The sequence below is a fragment of the Duganella sp. CY15W genome, from assembly GCF_009857555.1.
Classification (GTDB): domain Bacteria; phylum Pseudomonadota; class Gammaproteobacteria; order Burkholderiales; family Burkholderiaceae_D; genus Rugamonas; species Rugamonas sacchari.
Genome location: NZ_WWCQ01000005.1, coordinates 260,709 through 282,792, shown reverse-complemented (window position 1 = coordinate 282,792; position 22,084 = coordinate 260,709). Strand labels below are relative to the sequence as shown.

The following is a 22,084-nucleotide window of genomic DNA, read 5'->3' as shown; positions in this document are numbered from 1 at the left end:
ATATACCAGATATCACGCATCGTAAGATGTGCCAGCCATAGCGGCTTGCAGGCCGATACTGCCCCTGTCGATGATGGCCAGGAATGCGGCCTGGGCCTCGCCAGTGTGTTGTTTTTGGCGGAAAGTACGGTGCGCCTGCACCAGCGCCGAAGTCCAGGTCGCCAGCAGCAGGTGGGCCGCCAGTTGCGCTTCGGCGTGCGCCGGATCGTGTCCGGCGCCTTCCGCCAGCGCGTGCGCGACGACCTGGGTCAGCTCATCGCGCAGGGCACGGGCGCGGGCCTTCAGGGTTTCGCTGCCTTCAATCGTCTCGACAAAACCCTGGCTGTCCGCGGAGAACCTCAGGAAGGGGACTTGCTGCTCCGCCAGCCGGTGCGCCAGCAGGCGCAAGGTCTCCACTGGCGCCACGCCGGGCGTTCGCTGCAGCAGCGCCGCGCGCAGCACGCTGCGGATTTCCTCGTCGCGGTCGAAGAACATATCTTCTTTGCGCGGGAAATGGTTGAACACCGTCATCCGCCCTACATCGGCAGCCGCCGCAATTTCATCCACGGTGACATGGTCGAAGCCGCGCTCAAGGAAGAGCTTGGTGGCGGCGGTGGAAATGGTCTGCCGGGTGGCGAGGCGCTTGCGGGAGCGCAAATCGGTTGGATTTGACATGCAGCGGATCATAGCATATCTTATATATACCGAGTACATAATTGGATTGAGTATATGATTGAGCAATGCGATGTGATCGTTGTTGGCGCCGGCCCGGTCGGCATGCTGACCGCGATTGAATTAACCCTGGCTGGTGTGCGGGTTGTCGTGCTGGAGCGTCTGTCGGCGCCCAGTACGGCCATGAAGGCATTTACTGTTGGACCGCTGGGTTGCGAGGCGCTGGCGCGGCGCGGCATGCTTGACGGTCTGGCCGCCGGCGAGGCGCATAACCTGGCCGATATGCAGCGCTTTACCGAGCAGACCGGCGCCGACCTGGCCGGCCGCATGAAAAAATACAGCGGCCAGTTCGCCGGCCTGGCGCTGATACGCCGCGACGTCATGAAAGAACCGGAGCGGCGCGGCTACGCAATCGACCAGCCTGGCCTGGAGGCCGTGCTGGCCGGGCGTGTGCGTGCGCTGGGCATCGAAGTGCGCCGCGCGCATGAGGTCACGGGCTTCACGCAAGGAGATGACGGCGTCGAAGTGCATGGCAGCTGCAACGGCGGCGTGTTCCGGCTGCGCGGCGCCTATCTGGTGGCCTGCGATGGTGGCCGTAGCCTGATTCGCAAGCAGGCTGGCTTTGCATTTCCCGGCACGCCGCCGTCGCTGACCTTCTACCAGGCCATCGTCGAACTGGATCACCCGGAACGGTTGCTGCCGGCAGGATGGCATCGCACCGAGGGCGGTGTGTTTGCGTATGGCCCATTCCCGGGCCGCTTGTTCATGCTGGACTTCAGAGGCCCGCCGCAAGACCGGGACGCGCCCGTGACGCGCGAAGAGATCGAGACGCTAGCGCGCCGCATCAGCGGCAAGGACATTCGCGTGACATCCATGGCCACGGCCAGCCGCTGGGCCGACAACACGCGGCTGGCCGACAGCTACCGGCGCGGCCGCGTTCTGCTGGCCGGCGACGCCGCCCACGTGCATTCGCCGTTCGGCGGCCAGGGGATGAATCTCGGCCTGGTGGACGCGGCAAACCTGGGCTGGAAGCTGGCGGCCGTGGTGCGCGGCGACATGCCTGAGCAGCTGCTGGACAGCTACACTGCCGAGCGCCGTCCGGTGGCGGAAGTGGTGCTGGCCAACACACTGGCACAGGTCGCGATCCTGCGGCCCGATCCCCAGGCCGGCGCCATGCGCGACCTGTTCGCCCACGTCATGCAGTTCGATAACGTCAACCGCTACATCGGCGAAATGATGACCGGCTTGGCGACGCGCTACGACATGCAGTCGCCGCTGGATACAGTTGGCCGCCTGCTCGGCGACCAGCATGGCTTATATGCGCTGATGCAGGATGGTCATGGTGTGCTGCTCGATGCCAGCGCCGACGCCAGCGCGTCACGCAGCGTGGCTACGGCGACAGAGCGGGTGCGCTGCGTGGCGGTCGACGGCGGCGTCTCCATGCTGATCCGGCCCGATGCCTGCGTGGCATGGGCCGGCCAGGCCGGTAGCACGGATGGCTTGACGGAAGCACTGCGCCGCTGGTTCAACCCGGCGGCCAGGTAGTTAGCGCTATTTCAGCGCGATTTGGAGCCCGATCCCGCTTTGCTGGAACCGCTGGTGGCGCTGCCCTTGTTGCCTGATGAAGCGGCGGACTGCTTGTTGCCTTTGCCAGTGGACGGCGTGCCGGCCTTGGTTTCCTGCAGCTTGCTGTTCCCGCCGTTTTTGCCGCCTTGTGTGGGTTTGCTCATGACCGTCTCCTGGTTGTTGGGTGGGGGTGAATACAGCTTGCAGCGCCGGTGGTGGTCCGTCTGTTAGGCGGCGCACCCCTGGCGTGCGTATCCGTACATACCTGCGTGCGGTGGGCACGGATACTGCAGCTTCGATCATCCTGGACTTCCATCATGCCCACTGATTTCGACGGCTTTGTCCGTGTGCGCGGCGCCCGCGAACACAATCTACACAACGTTGACGTTGATCTGCCCCGCAATGCGCTGGTGGTGTTTACCGGCGTTTCGGGCTCCGGCAAGTCGTCGCTTGCGTTTGGCACCTTGTACGCCGAGGCACAGCGGCGCTATCTGGAATCAGTGTCGCCCTACGCGCGGCGCCTGTTTCATCAGATGCCTGTGCCGGACGTCGATGCCATCGAAGGGCTGCCGCCGGCGGTGGCATTACAGCAGCAGCGCGGTACGCCAACCACCCGGTCCTCGGTGGGCAGCGTCAGTACCTTGTCGAATTCCTTGCGCATGCTGTATTCGCGCGCCGGCGACTATCCGCGCGGCCAGGAACTGCTGTATGCCGAGTCGTTTTCGCCCAATACGCCGCAAGGCGCCTGCCCGCATTGCCATGGACTGGGGCGCGTGTACGACGCCACCGAGCGCTCGATGGTGCCGGATGACAGCCTGACGATCCGCGAACGTGCGATCGCCGCCTGGCCCACCGCCTGGCATGGACAGAACCTGCGCGACATCCTGGTGACGCTCGGTTACGACGTGGATGTGCCATGGCGGGACTTACCCAAAAAGGTGCGCGACTGGATCCTGTTTACCGATGAACAGCCGACGGCGCCAGTATATGCGGGGCTGACGCCGGCCGAAACCCGCCGCGCGCTCAAGCGCAAGGAGACACCCAGCTATCAGGGCACCTTCACCGGCGCGCGCCGTTATCTGCTGCAGACCTTTGCCGGTACCGAAAGCGCGCTGATGAAAAAGCGCGTGGCGCAGTATCTGGTCAGCATGGCGTGTCCTCTGTGCGACGGTAAGCGGCTGCGCAAGGAGGCCCTGGCAGTCACTTTTGCCGGCCACGATATTGCCGCCATCAGCCGCTTGTCGCTGCGCCAGCTGGCGCAGTTGCTGCAGCCTTATGCTGCCACCAAACAGGCTGTCGGCAAACAGGCAAGCGGCAAGCGCGTCCGCCATCCTGAAAAACAGCTGGTCACGCAGCGCATCGCTGCCGATTTGCTGGCGCGGCTGGAAGTGCTGCTGGACCTGGGACTGGGCTATCTGCAACTGGAACGGGCCACGCCGACGCTGTCGCCCGGCGAATTGCAGCGCCTGCGCCTGGCCACACAGGTGCGTTCCAGTCTGTTCGGGGTAGTGTATGTGCTGGATGAACCGTCCGCCGGACTGCACCCCGCCGATACCGAAGCGCTGCTGCGCGCACTGGACCACCTGAAGGCGTCCGGCAACTCGCTGTTTGTGGTGGAACACGCGCTGGACGTGATACGCCATGCGGACTGGATTGTGGATGTCGGTCCCAAGGCTGGCCAGCATGGCGGCCGGGTGCTGTACAGCGGCGCACCGCAAGGACTGGCAGCGGTAGCGGAATCGCGCACGGCGCACTATCTGTTCAATCTGCAGGCGTGCAAGCCGCGCACCCCAAGGCCGCCGCGCGGATGGCTGAAGTTGCGCGACATCAGCCGCAACAACCTGCAAGCGCTGGATGCGGACTTTCCTCTGGGCGTGCTGGCCACGGTCAGCGGCGTCTCTGGTTCCGGCAAGTCGAGCCTGGTCAGCCAGGCGCTGCTGCAATTGGTACAGGCCGGACTGGGGCAGCCGGCGGCAGCGCAGACCGCGCAAAGCGAGGAAGATCTGCTGGCGCGCGACGACAACGGCCCGCTGCACGGCCGTATCGTCGACGGCATGGACATGGTGCGCCGAGTGGTGCAAGTGGACCAGAAGCCGATCGGGCGCACGCCGCGCTCCAATCTGGCAACGTACACCGGCTTGTTCGACCATGTACGCAAGCTGTTTGCCGGTACGCGCGCCGCCAGGGCACGCCACTACGACGCCGGCCGGTTTTCATTCAATGTCGCCAAGGGACGCTGTCCGCATTGTTCGGGCGAAGGCTTCGTCATGGTCGAACTGTTGTTCCTGCCCAGCGTCTACGCGCCCTGTCCCGAGTGCGATGGCGCGCGCTATAACCCGGCCACGCTGGCGGTGCGCTACCGCGAGCACAATATCGCCGAGGTGCTGGCCATGACGGTGGATGCGGCGGCGGAGTTTTTTGCCGACGTACCCGCCTTACAGCATGCGCTGGCGGTGCTGCAGGCAGTCGGACTGGGTTATTTGCGGCTGGGGCAGCCGGCCACCGAGCTGTCGGGCGGCGAGGCGCAGCGTATCAAGCTGGCTACCGAACTGCAGCGCGCCAGCCGTGGCGACACCTTGTATGTGCTGGACGAGCCGACCACCGGCCTGCATCCGGCGGATATCGATTTGCTGCTGCAGCAGCTGCACGGCCTGGTCGATGCGGGAAATTCCGTAATCGTAGTAGAGCACAATATGCAGGTGCTGGCCGATAGCGACTGGCTGATCGATGTCGGTCCCGGTGCCGGCGAGGAGGGCGGGCGCATTGTCGCCTGTGGTCCGCCCGACAAGGTGGCGCGCGTGCGCACTAGCCGCACCGCGCCTTACCTGCACAGCGTGCTGACACAGCGTAGCTAGCCTGCGCGGGATTTCTTCGGCTGCAGCCTGCCCGTGAGGTAATCAACGAAGGTCCGCACGCGCAGGGACAGGTGGCGCGCGTGGGGATAGAGCAGGATGAACGGCCGCGAGGCACCGGCGTGCTGCGGCAGCAGCTCGACCAGCGTGCCGTCGGCCAGGTCCTGTTCGACGATGAAGCGGTAGGTCTGGACCACGCCCGCACCCGCGCGCGCCAGTGTGACGATGCCCAGCACGTCTTCCGCGCAGCACAGGCCACCCTCGGTGACGATGTCCACCACTTCGCCGTCGCGCAGGAACGACCACGGGATGCGCTTGCCCGTGCTGGGCAGGTCGAACTGTATGCATTCGTGTCTGGCCAGGTCGTCGAGGGACTTCAGTCTGCCGGCGCGCTTGAGGTAGGCCGGCGCTGCAACCAGCACCAGTTGCGCATCTTCCAGCTTGCGCGCGATGAGACTGGAGTCGGCGGGATCGCGGCCCCGTATCGCCAGGTCGTAGCCTTCATCGGCAAAGTCGATGTTGCGGTTGCTGACGTGGATGTCGATGGTCACCTCCGGATACTTGCGGCGGAATTCCCCCAGCAGCGGCAGGAGACGGTAATGGGCGTACGGTGTCGGTGCGCTGATGCGCAGCGGGCCGGAAGGCTGGACCTGCGCGCCGCTGATCTGCCGTTCCGCCTCGCTCAGTTGCGAGAGCGCCTGCCGGCATTGCTCGAAATAGACGCGGCCAGCGTCGGTCAGGCGAATCTGCCGCGTGGTGCGTACAAACAGCCGCACGCCCAAACGTTCTTCCAGCCGCGAGACGGAGCGGCTGACGGCGGCAGGCGTCACACCGGCCGCCGTCGCTGCGGCGGTGAAGCTGGATAGTTCGGCGGCCAGGCAGAACAGTTCTATGCTGCCGAGCAGCACGTCATCGAATTGGCGTTTCATGGGCTTGATTGATTACATAGTGTATTAATTGTCTTGTTTTTCAGGCTGTTTATCAAGGTCGGGCGCAAAAGTATAGTGGCCTCACTTACCCAAACTTTGAAAGGAAACACCATGAACAAGACTGTGATCGTGACGGGCGCCTCAAGCGGCATCGGCTTTGCTATTGCGGCGGCTTATCTGCAACGCGGCTACAACGTGGTCGGCAATGCCCGTACGATGGAACGCCTGCAGGCGGCTGCGGCCCGTCTGGGCAGCCCGGCCAACTTCCTGCTGGTGCCGGGCGATATTTCGCAGCGCGCCACCGCCAAAGCACTGTTCGAACGCGCGGTGGAGGCGTTCGGCAAAGTCGATATCCTGATTAACAACGCCGGCATTTTCATCGCCAGGCCGATTGCCGATTACACCGAGGATGAGCTGGAGTCCATCGTCAGCACCAATCTGAAGGGCTTCTTTTATCCCTCGCAGGCTGCGGCCGCACATATGGCGGCGAACCGGTCGGGTCATATCGTCACCATCACCGCCAGCATTGCGATGCAGCCGACGGCCAAAATACCGGCCGTGCTGCCGGTGCTCATCAAGGGCGGCCTGAATCACGCCACGCGCAGCCTGGCGCTGGAGCTGGCGGCGGCCAATGTCAAGGTCAACGCGGTGGCGCCAGGCATTATCGCCACGCCGATGCACAGCGAAGATGAGGCGACGCAGTCGTTCTTCCGTACGCTGGCGCCGACGGGCACAACCGGCGTGACGCAGGATGTGGTGGACGCCGTGCTGTATCTGACGGAATCCAGTTTCACCACCGGCGCCATTCTGCCCGTCGATGGCGGCGCCACTGCCGGCACCTGGTAAACGGGCGTCGTATCCTCCGCGCTTGGCCTGGGTTTGGTGCGTTGACTCACCAAGTCCGGCTAGCGTTGCTGCTAGTGTGGATGCTTCGACCACCAGCCGGAGCGCGGACATGACGTTGGCGACTGATCAAAAACTGGACGATAAAGATCTGTCAGCCACATCGCGGGCCATGCTGGCGATGCGCAGCGATGTCTTTGCGATATGGGAAAGCCAGGTGCGGAATCAGATTGATGAGGCAAACGGGGTGTCCGGCCCCATACTCGTCAATACCTTGCCGGCGTTTTACGACAACATCGCCGAAGCGCTGACGCCGTCCCATCCACGTGAGGACGGTACCAGAAACACCACCGCCATGTCCGCACACGGCGGCGAGCGCGCACGCATGACGCCGTTCCGCGCCGATGAGGTCATTCTGGAGTACCAGTTATTCCGCGACGCGATTTGTGCCGGCGCCCGGCGCAATGGTGTGCAGTTCTCGACGCAGGAGTGGCGCATTGTCGAGGTGTCGATTGACGCGGCCGTACGCGACGCCATCCGCGAGTTTTCCCTGATTCACGAAGCCATCCGAGAGCGGTTGGCCGCGACGCTGTCGCATGATATGCGCAACCCGCTGTCCGTGATTCTGGCCGGCACCCAGCTCATCGCGTTGACCTCGGACCTGACCGTTGTGCGTCGCGTGGCAACCAAGATCGCCTCGGGTGCCCAGCGCATGGAGCATATGCTGACTCAACTGGTGGAAACGCTGACCTTTGAACGCGCCATCAAGCTGCCCATGGTCATAGCAGAACTGGATATCAAGCCGCTTATCGAAAAGGTCGCGCAGGAATTCAATATGGTGGATGAAGACAAGGTGCAGACCATCGCCGAATCCATCGTCGGCCACTGGTGCCGTAACTCCCTCCACCGGGCGCTGGATAACCTGGTGTCGAACGCGCTGAAATATGGCGATGGACAAGGCGTGCGGATCAAGGCAGAGCAGTTTATGGGACGCTTGATATTGAGTGTCCACAACCAGGGCAAATCCATTATCGAAGAGCAGCGCGAGAGAATCTTTGAATACCTGCGGCGTGAAAGCGAAGACAGTCTGGCTGACGGCTGGGGTATCGGCCTGCCGTTTGTCCGCAGTGTGGCGGAGGGGCACGGCGGCAGCGTCTCAGTGGACAGCACGGCGGAAACCGGCACCACCTTTACTGTCGATATCCCGCTCGACTGCCGGCCCTATGTGCATACAGCAAGCACGGACTGAACATCGCTGGCGGTCCAAACTGAGCGTTAATGCCACAAGGGCGTGGACAGCCTCATGAGAGATCATCCAGATATCAGGTGCGTTGCGGTAGCGTTGATTGATTGAACGATGCGACGGCCGGACGCCCCTGTGCGGTTGAAAGGCGATATTTTAGGCGGCGGTCGCCCACCATATCCTGCAGTTCACGCATCGACAAGCCAGTGACTTCGTGTATGCGGATCAGCAGCGAAGCGCCTAATGCCAGGTGGCGGTTACGGACTTTGCTTATCATGGGCGAGGTCACTTCCAGCACACGTGCAAGCGCGGCATCGTTCTTGAGGTTGAGATGATGCGAGATGTGGTCGAACAATCGATTGGGGTCGTAGCGGTGGTGCATGATGGCCTCTGGCTTAATGTTTGATAGGTTGTGATGCAGTCTATCGAAAACAATTTCCCAAACGACCAGCTTTCAATCGTGCAGCCCGCGCGATGGAAATATATCGGCAAACTGCACATGTCGTTTTGAACCAGCTTCAGGATTTGGCGGCTGCTGCACGTTGGCGCAGCGTGGTGACATTCTGTCCGCCGATGCCCCAGTTGTCCGTCTCCACTTCGTCGATGATGACAAAGGTGGTGGCCGGGTTCTTGTTGAGCACGCGTTGCAGCAGGTCGGTCACGCCTTGAATCAGTTCCTGCTTTTGCTCAGCAGTTGCGCCTTCATTGGTGATGCGGATATTTACGAATGGCATAGCTTTTCTCCCTGGTTAAAATTGGTTTGCCAGGCCAGCAGGGCGCCGGCCAGCAGTAGTGCGGTGGACACGGTCATGGCGATTTCGATGCCGTGGAGGACAGTCGCGGTTTCCGGCGCCGCCACCAGCGCGCCATAGACTGCCACGCCCATGGCGCCGCCGACCTGGCGCGCGGTGTTCAGGACTGCCGATGCTGTACCCGCCTGACGCTTTTCGACGGAAGCCAGAATGGCCGTGGTCATGGCGGGGACGGCGAAGCCCATGCCGGCCGGGATCAGTGCCAGACCGGGCAGCATGGCCCAGAAGCTGGCCGATGCCGAGATGCCAAACAGACCGAGCAAGGCGTAACCGCTGGCGCCGATCAAGCCGCCCACAATCATAGGCAGGCGCGAGCCGACGCGTGCCTGCGCCCAGCCGCTGACGATATTGGAAAACAGGAAGGTGGCGGTGAGCGGCAGGAAAATCAGGCCCGCATGCAGCACAGAGAAGCCACGCACTTTTTGCAGATAAAAACTCAGAATGAAGATCACGCCGTAGTAGGCAAAATTGACGAACACGCCGAACAGCACGGCCGGACCAAAGCCGGGTTGCCGGAACAGCTGCAGCGGCAGCATCGGCCCGGCGCTGCGGCGTTCGACACGGATGAACAGCGCGCCAGCCATCAGCGCCACCGCAAACGCGCTGACCACGGCGATGTGCGTCAGGCCCAGCGCCTGCACTTCAATCACGGCGCCAATGAAGGCGGTCAGCGCGATCACGGCCAGCATCTGCCCCGGCACATCGAAATTGCGTGCCGGACCGCTGTGATGCAGCACCGGTACCACGCGCAAGGTCAGCCAGAAGCCGATCAGGCAGATGGGCATATTCACCCAGAAGATGCTGCGCCAGCCCAAGGCCGACATCAGCAAGCCACCCAGCACCGGTCCGGCCGCAATCGATACACCGCCCGCAGCTGTCCACCAGGCGATGGCCTTCGCCAGCATCTTGCGGTCGTGTGCGTAGACGGTATTCAGGATGGACAGCGAACTCGGCACCAGCAGCGCCGCGCCGATGCCTTGGACAGCGCGCGCCACATTCAGCAGCAGTGCATCGGGCGCCATGGCGCAGGCCAGCGAGGCCAGGGTGAACAGCGCAAAGCCGCTCAGGAACACGCGGCGCGAACCGAAATGGTCGCCCAGCGCGCCGGCCGACAGCAGAAACACCGCGAAGCCCAGCGTGTAGGCATCCACCACCCATTGCAGCTGGCTCACGCCTGCCTGTAGCTCGCGGCCGATCTCCGGCAACGCCACGTTGACGATGGTGACGTCCAGCTGGATGATGATGAAGGCAAAGCTGCATGCCAGCAGTATGGCCAGTGACGGTGTGGTTTTCATGACGCAGCTCCTTGATCCGATGTTGCCAATATAGGCCAGATCTAGCATCATGAAAAATGAATTATACTGAACCAATAATTCTTTAATTGAGAATGACATGGAACTCTCATCCCTGCGCATCTTCAAAACCGTGGCCGAGGAGGGCGGCGTCACGCAGGCCGCCGCGCGGCTCAACCGGGTGCAATCGAATGTGTCGGCGCGGCTGACCCAGCTGGAGGAATCGCTGGGCGTCAGCCTGTTCCACCGTTCCGGACGGCGCATGCTGATTACCGAGGACGGCGCGCGCCTGCTGGCCTACACCGAACGCCTGCTGCAACTGGCGGACGAGGCGCAGGAAGCCATGCGCGGTGATCGCCAGCCTTCCGGCCAGCTCAAGATCGGCTCGATGGAAACTACTGCGGCGGCACGCCTGCCGCTGGTGCTGGGCCAGTTCCACCGCCAGTATCCGCAAGTGGACCTGCTGCTCGATACCGGCCCCAGCGATTATCTGATCCAGGCGGTGCTGAACCACAAGGTGGATGTGGCGCTGGTGGCGGCGCCAGTCGACAGGCCGGAACTGACGCAATTACCGGTGTTTGAAGAAGAACTGGTGCTGCTGACCGACAGCCTGCATCCACCCGTAACATCGCCGTCCGACGTGGCCAGGCGCACCTTGCTGGGCTTCCGCAGCGGCTGCTCTTACCGCCGTCGTCTGGAGGCGTGGTTTGCCGAAGGCGGCGTGTCGCCGGCGCGGATCGCGGAATTCGGTACCTTCGAGGCCATCATTGGTTGTGTGGCGGCAGGCATGGGCGTGGCCATGATGCCGCGTGAAGTGATACGGCAGCGCGGCCTGGCGGAATCGATACGCGTACATACGCTGGCGCCGGAAAGCGCCCTGGTCCAGACCATGCTGGTATGGCGCAGCGACATCACGCAGCATGCCGCGCGCGATGCGTTTGCCGCATTCTTCGGCGCTATTCCAACGCGCTAAAGCCAACAGCGCAGCCCGAAGGCTGCGGTGTTGGCGCGCGTGCTCCCGGCGAGCAGATTAACGCGTGGCGGGTGGCGGTGGTTCGGTCGTTGCTGGCGGCGGCGTTTGGGTTGGCGCGTCCGCTGCCGGAGCATTTGGATTGGCTGGCGTCGTGCCTTCAGGCGTGGTGGTCGGTGGCGTCGCGGGCGCCGCAGCTGGCGCTGGGGTGGCTTCGGGCACTGGTGGATTGTCTACGGCTTTTTTCTGGCAACCGCTGATAACAGCGGCCAAGGCAACAACAGCACAAGCAAGCTTGCCGGTCAGATGTAACTGTTTCATGGTGGATTCTCCTGTGGGGGAAGGTCGGTTTGCCATCTTAGCCATGCCTGAGACAGCGCAATGTCGGCGTGCCCGCAGTGCGCTTGTAGGACTACTACCCGCGTATCAAACCCCGGTAAAATGCAGGCACTTCATTTCACTCCCTGGAGACCCCATGCGCCGCTATATCGCTGTCGCACTACTGGCTTTTACCGCGCTCGAATGCAGCGCCAGTGAATCCGCCACCGGCAGTTTTACCGCCACCAAAAGCTGCGAAGCTTTTTCATCTTTCGCCAAGAGCAGCAATCCCGGCGACGTCAAGGTCAGCGCCGGCAAGGCCTACACCGTCCGCGAGATCAACAAGACCGATTACGACTGGATCCGCGTCGAGGTGCCCGGCGCCGAGCCATCGCTGCGCTGGGTCCAGCGTGCATGCGGTACGCCCGCGCTGGACGACAAGCCGGCGCCGCGTCCGGAAGGCGCGGCGGGCGAAGTGTGCTCGCTGCCGAATCAGCAGGACAGCTATGTGCTGGCGATCACCTGGCAACCCGGCTTTTGCGAGCACACCAAATACAACGGCAAAAAGCCGGAATGCGATGCGATGAACAGCGGCGCGCTGGAGGCGAAAACGCTGAGCCTGCACGGCCTGTGGCCGAACAAGAAAGAATGCGGCACGCAGTACGGCAGCTGCCAGGGCAAGCCGTTTGAACTCAGCAAGGACACCATCGACAAGATCGCGCCATGGATGCCCAACTTCTATTACGAGCGCAGCTTCGGCGCGTATGAGTGGAACAAGCACGGCAAGTGCCAGTCGCTGGCGCCGGATGAGTACTTCCTCAAAGCCGTATCGGCGGTGCGCGTGGTGAACGATTCGGAAGTGGGCAAGATCGTGCTGGGGAACACCGGCAAGACCTTCCGCGTGAACGACTTCTTTGACCGCGTGAAAGCGCGCTACGGCGAGAAAGTGGCGCAGGCGATTACGCTGGTCTGCACCCAGCACAAGTATTTGCAGGAGATCCGTGTGTCGCTGCCGGTAGAGTTCTCGACCGACCGCGATCTGCCGCAGATGGTCGCGAATGCCCGTCCTGCGGGCACCCGCGCTGTTGGCTGCGCCGACGAAATCTACGTCGAGGCGGCCGGCAAGCACTGAGCTTACGCTGCGAAGCCGCCGTCGATCAGCAGGTCGGCGCCGGTGACGAAGCCTGCTTCCGGACCGGCCAGGTAGGTCACCATGCCGGCGACTTCTTCGGCTTTGCCGTGGCGTGGCAAGGCCATCAGGCCGTGCATGACGGTGGCAAAGTCGCTTTCCGCCGGATTCATTTCAGTATCGATCGGACCAGGGGCCACGTTGTTGACGGTGATGTTGCGTGGACCCAGGTCGCGTGCCATGCCTTTAACCAGGCCGACCAGCGCCGATTTGCTCATCGCGTAAGCCGCGCCGCCCTGGAACGGCATGCGCTGCGCATTGGTGCTGCCGATGTTGATGATGCGGCCGCCATCCTTCATGTGCGCCACAGCGGCTTTCGAGGCCACAAACACGGCGCGCACATTGATCGCCAGCGTGCGGTCGAAATCTTCCAGCGAGAACTGGTCCACGGGACCCAGGTGCAGCACGCCGGCGTTGTTGACCAGGATGTCCAGGCGGCCGAAGCGGTCAGCAGCGGCGTTGACGGCGTTGGTCAGTTCCGTGGCGTTGGCGGCATCAGCCTTGATGGCCCATGCAGTGCCGCCGGCCGCTTCAATTTCGCCGACCAGCGCTTCCGCTGCGATGGCCGATGCGCCGTAGCCGATCACGACTTTCGCACCTTCCGCCGCCAGGCGACGGGCAGTGGCAGCGCCGATGCCGCGCGAACCGCCGTTGATGAAAGCGACTTTACCTGCGAGTTTGGTGGTGTTCATGATGTTTCCTTTCGGGAGTGGTTGGTTGATGAACACAGTATGGTCGCCCCCAGCTTGTCGCGGTAGTCATGAAATATCACCTACAGTTTCAACCATTGGTATAAGATGAACCCATGTTTACCGAACTCAGCAGCTATCTAGATGCCTTTATCGCCTCGGCCGACGAGGGCAGTTTCTCTGCGGCCGCGCGCCGCCTGGGGCTGACGCCGGCTGCGGTCAGCAAGAGCGTCAACCGGCTGGAGCTGCGGCTCGGCGTGCGCCTGTTCCAGCGCAGCACCCGCAGCCTGGCGCTGACCACCGATGGCGAACGGCTGTATGGGCAGGTGCGGCTGCCATGGAGTGAAATTGGAGACGCGCTGACGGACCTGAGCCAGGGCGCGGGCAAGCCGGCCGGCACGCTCAAGGTGTCGCTGGCGTATGCCGTGGGGCGGCAGTATTTTTTGCCGCTGCTGCCGGAGTTCGCGCGCCGCTATCCGGACGTGGTGCCGGATCTGCATTTCGATAACCGCCAGGTGGATCTGATCGCCGAGGGCTACGATGTCGGCATCGGTGGCGGCATCGAGCTGACCGACGCGCTGATTGCACGCGAGCTGGCGCGGGTGGACATTGTGCTGGCAGCGTCGCCGGAATACCTGAAGGCGCACACGGCGCCCGAGCAGCCGCAAGACCTGGCGCGGCATCGCGGCCTGTTGCGGCGTTCCCTGAGCACTGGCCGGCTGATGCCGTGGACCTTGAAGAACACGTCCGGCGACGAAGTGGTCGCCAGCGTGCGTCCGGTGCTGGTGCTGGATGATCCGGAAGCCATCGCCCACGCGGCGGCATGCGGCATGGGCATCGGCATGCTGCCCATGCCGCATGCCTTGCCGCTGCTCGATAGCGGCGCGCTGGTGCGTGTGCTGCCCGACTGGTTTGCCGAAACCCGTCCGCTGTCGATTTACTATTCCAGCCGCAAGCTGGTGCCGGCCAAGGTAAGGGTTTTCGTCGACCACATGGTGGAACAATTCCGCGCCAGCGGCCACGCGGCGCGCTTCCGCCACGGCCGCTAATCGCCCCCCATCGCGCGGCCGCTCGTCCAACTTTTCATACAAACCGCCTTTTGCGCGTCCAGATTGCTGGGCTGACTAGCCTCGTCTAGCACTGTTTCTCACGAGAATCTCCTTTCTTTTCAATGGCTTGCGGCGCAGTGCTGCGCTGGCACAGCCATTGCTATTCCGCCTCCCAGTCACGGCACTTGCCGGGCTTACAACTATAAAAGCGGAGAAGCTGTGAAAAAGAAACGTCCCCTTACCATCTATATTCTTCTGGCCATGGTGCTTGGCGTACTGGTCGGCTACGGCTGCCACGAAACCATCCAGGACCGGAAGCTCAGCGCTGACATTGCCGCGCATATCTCCATCATCACCGACGTCTTCCTGCGGTTGATCAAAATGATCATCTCGCTGCTGGTGTTCTCGACGCTGACCGTGGGCATCGCCCACATGGGTGACGCCAAAACCGCGGGCCGGGTCGGCATCAAGGCCATGGCCTGGTTTGTGGTCGCCTCGCTGATCTCGCTGCTGCTGGGCATGCTGCTGTCCAACATGATGCAGCTGGGAGCGCACCTTGGCTTGCCGCTGCCGCCCGCCGATGCGGTTACCGGCCTGAAAACCTCGGCCTTCACGCTCAAAGACTTCATCGCCCACATGGTGCCGAAGTCGCCGATCGAGGCGATGGCCAATAACGAAATCCTGCAGGTGCTGGTGTTTGCGATCTTCTTCGGCGGTGCGCTCGGCGCGCTGGGCGACTCGGCCCGCCAGCTCACCGGCGTCATCGATCAGCTGGCGCAAGTCATGTTGCGCATCACCGGTACCGTCATGAACCTGGCGCCGCTGGCGGTGTTTGCCGCCATGGCATCGGTGATTACCACCAATGGCCTGGGCATTCTGGCGACCTTCGCCAAATTCATGGGCGGCTTTTATCTGGCGCTGGCGTGCCTGTGGGCGCTGCTGATCCTGGGCGGCTTTGCCTTCATCGGCAAACGCGTATTCCGCCTGGTGGTGCTGATACGCGAACCGTTCCTGCTGGCGTTTTCGACCGCCAGTTCGGAGGCCGCGTATCCCAAGCTGCTGGTGGCGCTGGACCAGTTTGGCGTCAAGCGCAAGATCTCCAGCTTTGTCATGCCGATGGGGTACTCCTTCAATCTGGACGGTTCGATGATGTACTGCACCTTCGCCGTGCTGTTCATCACCCAGGCTTACGGCATCGACCTGTCGCTCGGTACGCAGATCACCATGCTGCTGCTGTTGATGGTGACGTCGAAAGGTATCGCCGGCGTGCCGCGCGCTTCGCTGGTGGTGATCGCCGCCACGCTGAACCAGTTCCACATTCCCGAAGCAGGCCTGCTGCTGTTGATGGGCATAGACCAATTCCTCGACATGGGCCGCTCGGCCACCAACGCCGTCGGCAATGCCGTGGCCACCGCCGTCGTCGCCAAGTGGGAAGGCGCGCTGGATGAAGAAGTACCCGCGAAATAAATAATAATCACAACTGGAGACTCACAGATGCAGAAGCATGTCATCAGCGCCGTCGCGCTGGCCGTAGTATCGCTGGGCGCGCAGGCGCAATCTTCATTGACCGTGTACGGCGTTGCGGATGCCGGCCTGGTACTGGAACGCGGCGGCGACGCCGGCGCTGTACAGAAACTTGGAAACGGCGTGGCGTCCAGCTCGCGGCTGGGCTTTAAAGGCAAGGAGGACCTGGGCGGCGGTACGATACTGACCTTCATCCTGGAAAACGGCTACTCGATCGACACCGGCGCGGCCAAGCAGAACGGCGCGCTGTTTGGCCGCCAGGCCCTGATCTGCGTGACCGGCGAAGCGGGGGCGCTCAGCGTCGGCCACCAGTACACGCCGTTCTATAAAACGTTGAACAATGTCGCCGACCCGTTTGCGACCGGCATGGCCGGCAATGCGCAAAACATTTTTGACGACACCACGCGCGCCGACAACACGGTGGAATACATCACGCCACGCTTCCGCGGCTTCAGTGCGGATGTGCAGTATGGCTTTGGCGAGACGGCCGGTAACAGCGCGGCCAACCGCTACATCGGCGCCAGCGGCACCTACGAAAACGGCCCGCTGACCATTGCGCTGGCCCATCAGCAGCGCGATAACGCCACGGCGTCGGCGCACAGCCGCAACACCATGCTGGTGGGGCGTTACCGCTTTGGCGATGTCACCGGCCACCTGGCGCACGCGCGCAACCGCGATGTGCTGGGCAATGAAAGCCACGACACCATGCTGGGCGTGAGTGCGCAAATGAGCGGCGCCGACAGGCTGTTCGCCTCTGTCATCCGCCATCACGACACCACATCGGCGCAGCGCAATGCGGTCCAGGCGGCGCTGGGTTACAGCCATGCCTTGTCCCGCCGTACCGACATATATGCAGCTTATGGGCATATACGCAACAGTAGTACTGCGGCTTTCCACGTAGGTACTGCTGCGGATACCGGGTCGGGTACCACTGGTGTTAATCTAGGTGTAAGGCACGTGTTTTAATGCTAATAAAAAATAACATCATGTAGGGGACACTATGGCAGCATCGCACGCCGCCAGACCGGCAAGGCCGGTTCACAGGCTGGCGTTGTGGGCGCTGGCGCTGGCAGTCGCGCTGACGCTGGCCGGTTTTGCCGGCCGCTGGGCTGGCGATGCCGCCATGTCGAAGGCGCAACTGGCCGGCGAACAGCGGCTCGACACCTACGCGGTCAGCTTGGAAAACCTGCTGTCCAAGTATGATTTCCTGCCGCGCACCCTGGAGCTGAACAAGGATGTGCTGGCACTGCTGCAGCACCCCGGCGACGAAGCGCTGCGCGGCGAGGTCAACACCTATCTGGAGCAGCTGAACCGCCAGTCCGGTTCCACTACCATCTACATCGTCAATCTGCAAGGTGTGACGCAGGCGGCCAGTAACTGGCGCTCGCCGAACAGTTTTGTCGGCGATAACGTCGCCTTCCGGCCCTATGTGCGCGATGCCTTGCGCGGCAAGCCGGGCGGCTTTTACGGTGTGGGCACCACCAGCGGTGAGCCGGGCTACTTTTTTGCGCACGGCATTTACCGCGATGGCCGCATGCTCGGCGTAGCCACCGTCAAGGTGAATATCGAGCGGCTGGAGCAGGGCTGGATGCAGAGCGCCGACAAGGTGCTGCTGGCGGATGCCTACGGCGTGGTGTTCCTCAGTTCCGTACCGGAGTGGAAGTACCACACGCTGGCGCCGTTGCCGCCGGCAGCGCTGCGTGAGCTGGCGGCTTCGCGCCAGTATTTTTCTCACGAGTTGACGCCGCTGGACATGCGTACGCTGCGCCAGATGAACGGCGGTACCGCCACGGTGGCGCTGCCGCAGGCGGGCGATGTGGCCGTGTTGAGCCAGAGCCGTTCGCTGGCGCCGCGCCAATGGCGCTTCGTCTACCTGTCGGACCTGAGCGGCGCGCGTAACAGCGCCCGCACGGCGTTTGTGTTTGCCTTGCTGCTGCAGGCCCTGTTGCTGATGCTGGTGCTGTATGGCTTGCAGCGGCGACGCGCACGCGCGGATTTGCAGCGCGCGAACGATGAGCTGGAACACAAGGTGGCCGAGCGCACCGCGAGCCTGCACCAGATGGCGCAGGATTTGCGGCAGGCGCAGAGCGGGCTGGTACAGGCGGGAAAGATGGCGGTGCTCGGCCAGATGGCGGCTGGCATCACGCATGAACTGAACCAGCCGTTGACGGCCCTGCGGACCATGGCCGACAACGCCCGCGTGCTGATCGAGCGTGGACGGCTGGACGAGGCCAAAAGCAATCTGGGCACGGTGTCGCAACTGGTTGGCCGCATGGGTGTGCTGACTGGCCAGTTGCGGCAGTTCGCACGCAAAGCCGATACCAGCCTGACGGCGGTGCCGGTGGCCGCAGCCATCACGGCGGCGCTGTTTCTGGTGGAGCGGCGCGTGGAACAGGAGCGGGTCAACTTCCGCATGGCGGTGCGCGACCAGCACGTGCACGCGCTATGCGACAGCAACCGGCTGGAGCAGGTGCTGGTCAATCTGTTCACCAACGCCCTGGACGCGATGGCCGATTGCGCAACGCGCCAGCTGACCGTCAGTGTCGAGCGCGATGGCGCGTGGGCGCTGGTCGGCGTGGCGGATACGGGTCCGGGCATACCGGCAGAAATCCTGACCCATTTGTTTGAACCATTTTTCACCACCAAGCCGCAGGGCAAGGGACTGGGACTGGGCCTGGCGATCTCGGAACAGATCGTCCGTGAGTTCGGCGGCGAATTGCGCGCCGAAGTCACCGCCGCTGGCGGCGCCCGGTTTGTCATCGCCTTGCCGCTGGTGGAGCAGGAGACAATATGAAAGTGTTATTGATTGAAGACGACGCCAGCGTGCGCGCAGGCAGTGCGCAGGCCTTGGACCTGGCAGGCTTTGAGGTCGAAGCGTTTGCCGCCGCAGAGCCGGCGCTGGCGCAGGTCACACCGGGCTTTGCCGGCGTGATCGTCAGCGATGTGCGCCTGCCTGGCATGAGCGGCCTGGATTTTCTGGCAGCCGTCAAGTCGATTGATGTGCAGGTGCCAGTGGTGCTGGTGACGGGCCATGGCGATATCAGCATGGCGGTGGGCGCCATGCGCAGCGGCGCGTATGACTTCATCCCCAAGCCGTATTCATCGGAGCAGCTGACCGATGTGGTGCAGCGGGCGCTGGATACCCGCCGGCTGATCCTGGAGGTCGCGGCGCTGCGCCATCGCATCGAGCACGGCGAGGGCATCGAGGCGACGCTGCTGGGCGACTCTGCCGGCATCCGCGAACTGCGGCAGATGATTCTGAATCTGGCCGACGAACCGGCCGATGTGCTGATCTACGGCGAAACCGGCACCGGCAAGGAGATGGTGGCGCGCTGCCTGCACCAGTTCAGCCGCCGCAGCCAGCGGCCTTTCGTTGCGCTCAATTGCGGTGCGATCCCGGAAACCATCTTTGAAAGCGAAGTGTTTGGGCACGAGGCGGGATCTTTCACCGGCGCGTCCAGGCGCCAGATCGGCAAGATCGAGCATGCGGACGGCGGTTCGCTGTTCCTCGACGAGATCGAAAGCCTGCCCATGGCCTTGCAGGTCAAGCTGCTGCGCGTGCTGCAGGAGCGCTACGTCGAGCGCCTGGGTTCCAACAGCCCGGTACCGGTGGACGTGCGCGTGATCGCCGCCTCCAAGGTAGACCTGAAGGATTGGTCGGACCAGCAGAAATTCCGCAGCGACCTGTATTACCGTTTGAACCTGATCGTGCTGCACATTCCGCCATTGCGGGAGCGGCGAGAAGACATTCCGCTGCTGTTCGAGCACTTTGTGCTGGGCGCCGCAGCGCGTTACAAGCGCGAGGCGCCGCCAGTACCCGGGCCGCTGATGCAGTCGCTGATGGCGCATAATTGGCCGGGCAATGTGCGCGAGCTGCGCAACATCGGCGAACGCTTTGTGCTTGGCCTGGCGAGCGGCGGCGATGGATTGCTGTCCGAACGCAGCCAGACCGCCGTGCCGCTGGCCGACCAGGTGGGCGGCTTCGAGCGCGCCGTGATTGAGCAGGAGTTGCGCAAGGCCGGCGGCAGCGTCAGCGAGGTGAGTGTGGCATTGGGCGTCCCCAAGCAGACGCTGTATTACAAGATGCAGAAATACGGCCTGAGCTCCGACGGCTACAAGGCTTAATGCGGCTTAATGCTTCTTGATCGGCGCCGTCCTGGCTTCACTGCGGGTCTGGTTGGCTTCTGCCAGCAGCGCCTTGCAGTCCACCGGCTCCACCTTGCCCGGATTAATGAGCGGGATCACGGCCGCTATTGGGCTGACGACAGTAGCCAGCGCCACGGCCGCACCGGCTTTCAGCGCCAACGGACCTTTTTGCGGTCCGACGTCCGGGTTGGTGAAGGTGCCGCGCGCATACAGCGGGGTGCGCAGCGAAATGATGCGTACACCCTTGGTGTGCGGGCGCACGTCGAAGTCCAGCGTTTCCTTGGCCATGTCCACATTGCCGCTGACGTTGATGACGGCTTCCTGCGTATCGACCACAAAGCGGCGTGCTTCCGCCTTGCCGTGTTCCACCACAAAGTCGCCGGCCATGCAGTTCAACTGAATCTGCTTGTCGCCAAACAGTTTGACAAACACCAGGTTGGCGATATTCAGGCCAGCCGCTTCAAGAATAAATTTGCTGACCGAGCCTTCGCTGACGGTGGCGCCCATTTCGCCGCTGGAGGTGGCCAGCATGGCGGAGACGGAGTTGCCTTTGCCAGCCAGCGCTGCGTCGGCGGTCACTTCGCCGACACTGGCCTGCATCGATTCGAGTTTCGGGAACAGCTGGCGGATCTTCAGGTGGCGCGCGGCCATGCGGACCTGGGCGTCAATTACCTTCTGGCGGCCATCGAGCTTGATGTTGGAGGTGATGTCGCCGCCGGCCATGCCAAAGTTGAGTGGCGTCAGCGTCAGCACCTTGTTGTTCATCTTGATGTGCGTTTCGATGTCCTGCAGCGGAATATCGTGCGTACGTACCAGCTTCTTGCCGGTGAATTTGACGTCGGCATCCAGCGCATCCCACTTGGCGGTATTGAACTGTTCCACCGGCAGCGCCTTGTCGTCCGGCTGGTTCTGCGGTTTGCCGCGGTTGGCTTTTTTCTCGTTGCTTTCAGCGCCGATGGTCGGGCCGAGATCCTCGAGTCGCAGCTGGCGCGAGGTGACGGCGCCGGTCAGCAGCGGACGTGGCTTGCGCGGGCTGTAGGCCAGCGTGCCTTCGAGGTCGCTGCCGCCAACCGTGCCACTGAAGTCCTTGTAGGTCCAGTTCCAGATGGCGCCGGCTTTCTTGCCGATCAAACGGCCCGTGGTGGCGTACGGCGGCGTTTCAGGCAGCAGCACGCCGGTCAGCGGATACAGGTCGGCCATGCTGGCGCCGCCCAGCGACAGTTTCAAGTCCAGCCCCGCCGGCGCGCGCGGATCGGTGATCTGGCCCTCGATGGCGATCTTGTTCTTGCCCAGGTTGGCCTGTGCCTGCACGGGGAAGTTGCTGTGCTCATCGCGCAGCGTCAGCACCTTGCCGACCTTGCCGCCTCCGGTGACCGGCGCGTTGCGGTAGCTGCCGCTGAGGTCAAAGCGCAGGCCGTATTTCTGGGCATCGGCGCCTTCGTTGATGCCGCTGGCTTTGGCGCGCAGATCGAGCTTGATGCCGTCGTCCAGATAACGCAGGTCGCCTTCACCCAGCGACAGGCGCTGGATATCGACCTCCCATTCGGACGGGCCGTTGTCCTTGAAGGTCCAGGTATTGCTACCGTCCGCACGGCGCTGCGCGGCGACCGTTACCTTGTCCACTTCGAGATCGGTGATGACGACTTCCTTGTGCAGCAGCGGCAGCGGGTGCACGGCAACCACGATGCTGCCGACGCTGGCCATCTGCGGACCCGCTGTGGTCCATGCCGGATTGGCGATGCTGACGTTGGCCGCGCTGATGCGGGGACGCGGCACATAGCGCCGCCAGCCCGGTTCGGTGGCGTCGCCTTGCTCCCAGTGGACGCGCAGGTCGCCGTTGATGGCGAACTCGCGGCCGATGCTGTCGGATACACGATGGTTGATCCAGGGGCGAGCCCGGTTCCAGTCGAAGGTCAGAATAAAGATCACGACTGCTACCAGCACCAGCGCGAGCGTGGCGAATAAGCCGAGTACGATTTTGAGTGGGCGCGATTTTTTCATGGCACCCATG

The 22,084-nt window shown here is 63.1% G+C and carries 20 protein-coding genes; 11 read left to right on the top strand and 9 right to left on the bottom strand.

The genetic code is table 11. The features are described from left to right. Positions 1–12: 12 nt before the first annotated feature. Positions 13–654, bottom strand: a complete 642-nt coding sequence (locus tag GTP58_RS23790) for a TetR/AcrR family transcriptional regulator (RefSeq protein ID WP_161079563.1) — start codon at positions 652–654, stop codon at positions 13–15. Positions 655–708: 54 nt separating this feature from the next. Here GTP58_RS23790 and GTP58_RS23785 point away from each other — a divergent pair, with 54 nt between their 5' ends. Then, positions 709–2,196, top strand: coding sequence for an FAD-dependent monooxygenase (locus tag GTP58_RS23785; protein WP_161079562.1), 1,488 nt, complete (start codon positions 709–711; stop codon positions 2,194–2,196). An 11-nt stretch (positions 2,197–2,207) separates the two neighbouring features. Here the strand turns inward: GTP58_RS23785 and GTP58_RS23780 are convergent, their stop codons facing one another. Next, positions 2,208–2,381 (bottom strand): hypothetical protein, encoded by a 174-nt coding sequence (locus GTP58_RS23780; RefSeq protein ID WP_161079561.1) that lies wholly within the window; start codon positions 2,379–2,381, stop codon positions 2,208–2,210. A 153-nt stretch (positions 2,382–2,534) separates the two neighbouring features. Between GTP58_RS23780 and GTP58_RS23775 the strand changes: the two genes are divergently transcribed. After that, positions 2,535–5,072 carry an excinuclease ABC subunit UvrA gene (locus GTP58_RS23775; RefSeq protein ID WP_161079560.1) on the top strand — a complete coding sequence of 846 codons (2,538 nt, stop codon included), beginning with the start codon at positions 2,535–2,537 and terminating at the stop codon, positions 5,070–5,072. On the opposite strand, the gene GTP58_RS23770 is transcribed toward GTP58_RS23775, so the two are convergent. Then, positions 5,069–5,998 carry a LysR family transcriptional regulator gene (locus tag GTP58_RS23770; protein WP_161079559.1) on the bottom strand — a complete coding sequence of 310 codons (930 nt, stop codon included), beginning with the start codon at positions 5,996–5,998 and terminating at the stop codon, positions 5,069–5,071. The two genes, GTP58_RS23775 and GTP58_RS23770, sit on opposite strands and share 4 nt — an antisense overlap. Positions 5,999–6,109: 111 nt before the next feature. On the opposite strand from GTP58_RS23770, the gene GTP58_RS23765 reads away from it, so the two are divergent. Both GTP58_RS23765 and GTP58_RS23760 read left to right on the top strand, forming a co-directional pair. Continuing rightward, positions 6,110–6,844, top strand: a complete 735-nt coding sequence (locus GTP58_RS23765; RefSeq protein ID WP_161079558.1) for an SDR family NAD(P)-dependent oxidoreductase — start codon at positions 6,110–6,112, stop codon at positions 6,842–6,844. Positions 6,845–6,953: 109 nt separating this feature from the next. Then, positions 6,954–8,090: a sensor histidine kinase KdpD gene (locus GTP58_RS23760; protein WP_161079557.1), complete on the top strand. Its 1,137-nt coding sequence runs from the start codon at positions 6,954–6,956 to the stop codon at positions 8,088–8,090. Positions 8,091–8,163: 73 nt separating this feature from the next. Here the strand turns inward: GTP58_RS23760 and GTP58_RS23755 are convergent, their stop codons facing one another. From GTP58_RS23755 to GTP58_RS23745, 3 genes are all read right to left on the bottom strand, one after another. Continuing rightward, on the bottom strand, positions 8,164–8,466 hold the full coding sequence (locus GTP58_RS23755) for a hypothetical protein (RefSeq protein WP_161079556.1): 303 nt from the start codon (positions 8,464–8,466) through the stop codon (positions 8,164–8,166). Between the two features lie 136 nt (positions 8,467–8,602). Beyond that, on the bottom strand, positions 8,603–8,818 hold the full coding sequence (locus GTP58_RS23750; protein WP_072788452.1) for a 2-hydroxymuconate tautomerase family protein: 216 nt from the start codon (positions 8,816–8,818) through the stop codon (positions 8,603–8,605). Continuing rightward, entirely contained in the window at positions 8,806–10,191 is a 1,386-nt protein-coding gene (locus tag GTP58_RS23745) for an MFS transporter (RefSeq protein ID WP_161079555.1), read from the bottom strand. The genes GTP58_RS23750 and GTP58_RS23745 overlap by 13 nt, the downstream gene beginning before the upstream one ends. A gap of 97 nt (positions 10,192–10,288) precedes the next feature. On the opposite strand from GTP58_RS23745, the gene GTP58_RS23740 reads away from it, so the two are divergent. Continuing rightward, on the top strand, positions 10,289–11,161 hold the full coding sequence (locus GTP58_RS23740; protein WP_161079554.1) for a LysR family transcriptional regulator: 873 nt from the start codon (positions 10,289–10,291) through the stop codon (positions 11,159–11,161). Between the two features lie 57 nt (positions 11,162–11,218). Here the strand turns inward: GTP58_RS23740 and GTP58_RS23735 are convergent, their stop codons facing one another. After that, positions 11,219–11,479 (bottom strand): hypothetical protein, encoded by a 261-nt coding sequence (locus tag GTP58_RS23735; protein ID WP_161079553.1) that lies wholly within the window; start codon positions 11,477–11,479, stop codon positions 11,219–11,221. Positions 11,480–11,633: 154 nt separating this feature from the next. Between GTP58_RS23735 and GTP58_RS23730 the strand changes: the two genes are divergently transcribed. Continuing rightward, on the top strand, positions 11,634–12,608 hold the full coding sequence (locus tag GTP58_RS23730) for a ribonuclease I (RefSeq protein WP_161079552.1): 975 nt from the start codon (positions 11,634–11,636) through the stop codon (positions 12,606–12,608). 2 nt (positions 12,609–12,610) lie between these two features. Here the strand turns inward: GTP58_RS23730 and GTP58_RS23725 are convergent, their stop codons facing one another. Beyond that, complete coding sequence (locus GTP58_RS23725; protein WP_161079551.1) at positions 12,611–13,357, bottom strand: SDR family oxidoreductase; 747 nt, start codon at positions 13,355–13,357, stop codon at positions 12,611–12,613. 113 nt (positions 13,358–13,470) lie between these two features. On the opposite strand from GTP58_RS23725, the gene GTP58_RS23720 reads away from it, so the two are divergent. From GTP58_RS23720 to GTP58_RS23700, 5 genes are all read left to right on the top strand, one after another. Further along, complete coding sequence (locus GTP58_RS23720) at positions 13,471–14,403, top strand: LysR family transcriptional regulator (RefSeq protein ID WP_161079550.1); 933 nt, start codon at positions 13,471–13,473, stop codon at positions 14,401–14,403. Positions 14,404–14,622: 219 nt separating this feature from the next. Then, on the top strand, positions 14,623–15,870 hold the full coding sequence (locus tag GTP58_RS23715; RefSeq protein WP_072788445.1) for a dicarboxylate/amino acid:cation symporter: 1,248 nt from the start codon (positions 14,623–14,625) through the stop codon (positions 15,868–15,870). Positions 15,871–15,897: 27 nt separating this feature from the next. Continuing rightward, the gene (locus GTP58_RS23710) at positions 15,898–16,893 is read left to right on the top strand and encodes a porin (RefSeq protein ID WP_161079549.1); all 996 of its coding nucleotides are present in this window, start codon (positions 15,898–15,900) and stop codon (positions 16,891–16,893) included. A gap of 34 nt (positions 16,894–16,927) precedes the next feature. Then, positions 16,928–18,721 (top strand): ATP-binding protein, encoded by a 1,794-nt coding sequence (locus GTP58_RS23705; RefSeq protein WP_161079548.1) that lies wholly within the window; start codon positions 16,928–16,930, stop codon positions 18,719–18,721. Next, positions 18,718–20,052, top strand: a complete 1,335-nt coding sequence (locus tag GTP58_RS23700) for a sigma-54 dependent transcriptional regulator (RefSeq protein ID WP_161079547.1) — start codon at positions 18,718–18,720, stop codon at positions 20,050–20,052. Before GTP58_RS23705 ends, GTP58_RS23700 begins: the two co-directional genes overlap by 4 nt. Positions 20,053–20,058: 6 nt before the next feature. On the opposite strand, the gene GTP58_RS23695 is transcribed toward GTP58_RS23700, so the two are convergent. Next, positions 20,059–22,074 (bottom strand): AsmA family protein, encoded by a 2,016-nt coding sequence (locus tag GTP58_RS23695; protein ID WP_161079546.1) that lies wholly within the window; start codon positions 22,072–22,074, stop codon positions 20,059–20,061. Positions 22,075–22,084 lie beyond the last annotated feature (10 nt).

Bases quoted from the DNA above. Each gene is read 5' to 3' on its own strand.
- GTP58_RS23790 (WP_161079563.1), bottom strand. From the start codon at position 654: ATGTCAAATCCAACCGATTTGCGCTCCCGCAAGCGCCTCGCCACCCGG.
- GTP58_RS23785 (WP_161079562.1), top strand. From the start codon at position 709: ATGATTGAGCAATGCGATGTGATCGTTGTTGGCGCCGGCCCGGTCGGC.
- GTP58_RS23780 (WP_161079561.1), bottom strand. From the start codon at position 2,381: ATGAGCAAACCCACACAAGGCGGCAAAAACGGCGGGAACAGCAAGCTG.
- GTP58_RS23775 (WP_161079560.1), top strand. From the start codon at position 2,535: ATGCCCACTGATTTCGACGGCTTTGTCCGTGTGCGCGGCGCCCGCGAA.
- GTP58_RS23770 (WP_161079559.1), bottom strand. From the start codon at position 5,998: ATGAAACGCCAATTCGATGACGTGCTGCTCGGCAGCATAGAACTGTTC.
- GTP58_RS23765 (WP_161079558.1), top strand. From the start codon at position 6,110: ATGAACAAGACTGTGATCGTGACGGGCGCCTCAAGCGGCATCGGCTTT.
- GTP58_RS23760 (WP_161079557.1), top strand. From the start codon at position 6,954: ATGACGTTGGCGACTGATCAAAAACTGGACGATAAAGATCTGTCAGCC.
- GTP58_RS23755 (WP_161079556.1), bottom strand. From the start codon at position 8,466: ATGCACCACCGCTACGACCCCAATCGATTGTTCGACCACATCTCGCAT.
- GTP58_RS23750 (WP_072788452.1), bottom strand. From the start codon at position 8,818: ATGCCATTCGTAAATATCCGCATCACCAATGAAGGCGCAACTGCTGAG.
- GTP58_RS23745 (WP_161079555.1), bottom strand. From the start codon at position 10,191: ATGAAAACCACACCGTCACTGGCCATACTGCTGGCATGCAGCTTTGCC.
- GTP58_RS23740 (WP_161079554.1), top strand. From the start codon at position 10,289: ATGGAACTCTCATCCCTGCGCATCTTCAAAACCGTGGCCGAGGAGGGC.
- GTP58_RS23735 (WP_161079553.1), bottom strand. From the start codon at position 11,479: ATGAAACAGTTACATCTGACCGGCAAGCTTGCTTGTGCTGTTGTTGCC.
- GTP58_RS23730 (WP_161079552.1), top strand. From the start codon at position 11,634: ATGCGCCGCTATATCGCTGTCGCACTACTGGCTTTTACCGCGCTCGAA.
- GTP58_RS23725 (WP_161079551.1), bottom strand. From the start codon at position 13,357: ATGAACACCACCAAACTCGCAGGTAAAGTCGCTTTCATCAACGGCGGT.
- GTP58_RS23720 (WP_161079550.1), top strand. From the start codon at position 13,471: ATGTTTACCGAACTCAGCAGCTATCTAGATGCCTTTATCGCCTCGGCC.
- GTP58_RS23710 (WP_161079549.1), top strand. From the start codon at position 15,898: ATGCAGAAGCATGTCATCAGCGCCGTCGCGCTGGCCGTAGTATCGCTG.
- GTP58_RS23705 (WP_161079548.1), top strand. From the start codon at position 16,928: ATGGCAGCATCGCACGCCGCCAGACCGGCAAGGCCGGTTCACAGGCTG.
- GTP58_RS23700 (WP_161079547.1), top strand. From the start codon at position 18,718: ATGAAAGTGTTATTGATTGAAGACGACGCCAGCGTGCGCGCAGGCAGT.
- GTP58_RS23695 (WP_161079546.1), bottom strand. From the start codon at position 22,074: ATGAAAAAATCGCGCCCACTCAAAATCGTACTCGGCTTATTCGCCACG.